5 protein-coding genes are annotated in these 4,422 nt (G+C 29.8%); 4 read left to right on the top strand and 1 reads right to left on the bottom strand.

The window, feature by feature from the left end; genetic code table 11:
• The 4 genes from B9N71_RS13165 to B9N71_RS13435 all read left to right on the top strand — a co-directional run.
• On the top strand, nt 1–1,071 hold a 1,071-nt coding region (locus tag B9N71_RS13165; RefSeq protein WP_167370125.1), incomplete at its 5' end, for a hypothetical protein.
• A gap of 217 nt (nt 1,072–1,288) precedes the next feature.
• Nucleotides 1,289–2,218, top strand: coding sequence for a hypothetical protein (locus B9N71_RS12450; RefSeq protein ID WP_085166128.1), 930 nt, complete (start codon nt 1,289–1,291; stop codon nt 2,216–2,218).
• A gap of 24 nt (nt 2,219–2,242) precedes the next feature.
• Nucleotides 2,243–4,090: a hypothetical protein gene (locus B9N71_RS12445; protein WP_085166127.1), complete on the top strand. Its 1,848-nt coding sequence runs from the start codon at nt 2,243–2,245 to the stop codon at nt 4,088–4,090.
• Nucleotides 4,091–4,219: 129 nt separating this feature from the next.
• Nucleotides 4,220–4,345, top strand: coding sequence for a hypothetical protein (locus tag B9N71_RS13435; RefSeq protein ID WP_279626704.1), 126 nt, complete (start codon nt 4,220–4,222; stop codon nt 4,343–4,345).
• On the opposite strand, the gene B9N71_RS13665 is transcribed toward B9N71_RS13435, so the two are convergent.
• Nucleotides 4,322–4,422 (bottom strand): IS3 family transposase (locus tag B9N71_RS13665; protein ID WP_143422164.1); only part of this gene is annotated, 101 nt, incomplete at its 5' end. The genes B9N71_RS13435 and B9N71_RS13665 overlap by 24 nt on opposite strands.

The following is a 4,422-nucleotide window of genomic DNA, read 5'->3' as shown; positions in this document are numbered from 1 at the left end:
GAAAATCAAATATTGGATCATGAAGGAAAACTGGTAGCAATAAGTAATAAGGTGCCTGATGATATATTCGATCCGCTTAAAGAACAATTAGCTGAGAGTTATCCTTATAATAATTTATTAATGGATATTGAAAAAACAGACGTAGTTTTAACAGAGAAGTTTTTTCTTCATACTGTAGATAAAAATACAACACAATGGGATAACGAGGCGATAAACCGCGCCAAGTATTTACGAATTACTCCTAATCAACCGTATTACGCAAAGGTAACTTATCCCCTTTTTTGGCCTAATCGTTATAAAAATTTTCCCCACCAAAAACCTTTAACATTAATTGAAGCGGAACATCAACAACCTAATGCCAAATACAGTGATTTAATCAAATTTGAAGTGGGCAATAATTATCAGTATAAAACTTTGATTAAAGAAAAGTGGCAACAAACTCCAATCACTTTACCATTAGAACAGTTTAAACCACTAGAAAACGACATCTACTTTTTTGTTATGGACAATAACGGAAAATTAATTCCATTAGAAAACGTTGAACAAGCGGTAGAACAACCAAACTATATACGTGTTGAAAAAGAGATGGGTAAGATAATTTCGATAGTTAAAAAAACACGAATTTATAAAGTATTAAATGAGTTTGAATATCAAGATAATAGTTTGAAAAACAGTAAATTTAATTTACTGGAAAGCACGCTGTTACCAAACTTAATCATTGAGACAAAATGGGAAAATTATTTGCCAAAATACCAAGTGATTAAAGATAATCAAGGAATAACGGTAAGAACAATTACAGTTATCAATCCAACAGATTTTCATGCTATTTTTGAGGAATTTAACTCAAATGGAATAAAAACCAATCGTATTGAAATAAATAAGAATAATGATCCTGACATAATAAACCAATATTTAGACGAAAAAGGACAACTGATTAAAACAACGGATGATTATCCCGAAAAAGATTCAGTCTACGATAAAATTTATAAAGAACCTTTCTATCCTATTTTTATAGATCAGCTGGAATATCAACTTTTTAAGCTTTATCAAAGAGAGTTAGAAAATGATTAATCCCAATCATGTCTACGGTAAATAATACAGTAACAAATTAGTGTAATTAATTTAAGTTATGTTTTTTTGGATAATTAGTACTGAAGTATAAAGGCATTACCATATATAGCTTTAGGCAATACCGATGCACAAGGTAAAGCGCAAATTGTAACATCAGGATATGAAGAAGATAACGTTATTTTTAAATATAAATAATTAATTAATGGAGAAAATATTTATGAGTGATTGGGGCGACTTAGGTACTGCTATTATGGGGAATACTGTTCCTTATGATCCTAACAATCCTTGTACTTCGTATAAATATGTAAAAGCAGGTTATAGAGAACTTGATTGGATTCGAATATGTAGAATTCCATTAGCTTTTTTTGGGAAAAATGGTGCTTTTCCTGGTCATTATTGGATTGAAATTATCCATGATAATGAAGATATTATTGATAAACATATAAAGGTAGCTAGAGAAGAATATAAGACCGAAGCAGAAATAATTAGTTTAGGAAATGTTAAGTCTGCTAATGGTTTTAGAGAAAGTTATGGATGGTATCCTGTTGATTTTCCTGTGACAATAACTCCTAATGAAGACCCTAAGACAACCGCTAATGTTCCTATCAAATTGATTGAATTTAAAGAAGCTGGGACTTTAAATGGTGATTCAACGGTAAGGCGAAAAAAAGACGAATCTGAATTTCTTATTCATATAACACCACGAGAAGCTGGAAGGAAAACAATGAATAATAACTTATCTATTTATGCTTTTGATCCTCATCAATGTTCACGATTTCATAAAGGTGAAATAAAAATGATGTCACACCCTTATTTACTCCCCAATGATAACAGAACGAAAGAAGATATTATTAAAGAAATTAGAGAATTTGCAAACTCATTTTACGATGAATATTCAAAAGAATGGAGTTGGTATAATGATGGCTATAATGAAGTCAATTGTCACACCTTTCTATTTTTATTATTAGGTCATGTTGGTTTAGCTGATCCAATTATTGCTGAAGATAAAGATGAACATTTTCGTAAATATTTTGAAAATATCAAAAAAAGGAAAAAAGAAAAACCTATTTATTTTCAAGTATTAACCAAGTTAGAGGATATTTCGAAAAAAATCAAAGAAAATTATGAGTATAAAGTTACTTGTTAAGTATGAAAAATAAAGGCGTTACTGATGAGAAAAAAATTTCTAAAATTAATTTACCTTTTTATTTTATTACCAAATGTATTTTATTCGACTTTAGGACTAACAATGCAAAAAGAAAATTTATCCGATGATATCATCATTAACCAATTAAAAGCACAAGGAATTAAGCCCCATATCACTTATATTCACTCTGACTATAATTATAGTAAATATAAAAATTTTCCAACACAACCATTTATCACTTTGGCTGAAGCAGAAAAAATAAACCCCAACTCTCCTGATAATATAATTCAAATTATTGAATTGGATGATAATTATCAATATAAAAGTATTCTCGAAAAAGACAGAGATTTGATTGATATTTTATTTCCCATTGCCATGTTTGATGATTATCCAGATGGTGAACACTTTTTTACCTTGGACGAAAAGTATCAACTTCATCACTTAAACTCGGCTGAAGAAGCATTAGCACAAGACTGTTATCTCAAGGTAATCATCCAACAAGGTAAAGTAATAAAAATGCAAAAACGTCCTTTAACGTATATTAATAAAAATATCTTTACATATTGGCCAAATGGTAATATACAAACAGATATTAGTGAAAAACTCGATTTAAATAATAAGCCACTTGTTCGCTACGAAATTGAAAATGATCAAACTGGCAAGCGAATAAAAATGTTAAAACATAACCTAGTGACAAATTATAAAGCGGTTATGACTTATTTATATACAAACGATGTTTATTCAATCATGGATATTTTTAATGAAAAAGGGGTTAAGGTTAACCATACCATTATTTATGATCAAAAAGGTAATGTTGAAAGCCAATATTTAGATGAATCAGGGAATATTGTAAAAACCACAAATTCTAAACCAGAAATTTTCTATGATCAGGATTTACCTCAACCCGCTATTTATCAATCTATTCCTATGGATTTTAAAAGGGCACATCATTTCCATATAAGTAATTTCATTCAACAAATGGCATTTAATAAAGATACCACATTAGCAGATCAAGAAGCCATCACTCGAGCCAAATTTTTAGGTATAAAACCGAACAGTAGTTATTACCACCCAACTCCATTTCCAAAATGGGCGGAAGAACGTTATAAAAATTACCCACATCAATTTGCAATGAGCTTATCTGAAGCTGAATTTCAGTATCCTAAAGAAGAGTATGTAGATTTAGTTAAAGTAACAGTAGGTGATAATTATCAATATCAAACAATTTCAATGGAAAAATGGCAACAAGTTCCGTTATCACTGCCTTTAGAACAATTCAAATCGTTAGAAAATGGTTCCTATTTTTTTAGCTTAGATGATAAAGGTCAATTAATCCCATTAGATGGCATTGAACAAGCTATTTCATTGCCTAGATACGTTCGAGTAGAAAAAGTAATGGGGAAAATTGATTCAATACTACAAAAAACGAGGATACAAAAGACGTTACAGCAGTATGAATATAAAGATAACAATCAAATGATTAAACAAATATTGAAAGTATTAGAAAGCCCTGTTATGCCATCAATAACCATAGAAACGATCTATGATGATATTGGTTTATATACAGTGTCGCAAACAATCAAAGATAATGAAAATAGAAAAATCGCAGTTTTTAGTAAAGTTCAGAAAGATAGGATTTATGGCGTAATAGAACGTTTTACCCCTGATGGTGTAAAAACCAATCATATTATTCGCTATTACGGTTATTATAGTGATGGTGTTGAAAATCAATATCTGGATGAAGAAGGCAATATCAAATTTACAACAAGCCATATTAAAAATAAAAATAATCCTCAACTTTACGATATGTTACCAGTTTATTCTGATGAATTTATTGGGCTAATGTTCAACAAATTTTTAGATAATAAATGAGTATCAATAAAAGATTAACAGCCATTTATTTTTGCAAAATGTGAGGTATTATTTTTGACATTATTTAGAACAAAGGTAAACAAATAATAAAGCTCAGAAATATATGTAATATATTTATAAGGAGTAAAAATGGGTTTTGAGACTTGGACACCACCCTCTGGCTGGGTTGATGTAGTTGGAAGAACGGTTGCTTATTCGCAAGATAATCTACACTGGAATGGCAACACATTTTCAAACAAAAAAATTAAGGGGTAAGTGTTTTTTAAATTCAACGGGAGGCAAGTAGCCTAACAAAGAATGTAATCGTTTATGATTATACCAATAGGCATAAG

Source organism: Gilliamella bombi, assembly GCF_900103255.1.
Classification (GTDB): Bacteria; Pseudomonadota; Gammaproteobacteria; order Enterobacterales; family Orbaceae; genus Gilliamella; species Gilliamella bombi.
The sequence above is the reverse complement of the archived record's forward strand: the minus strand, read 5'-3'. Positions and strand labels throughout refer to the sequence as shown.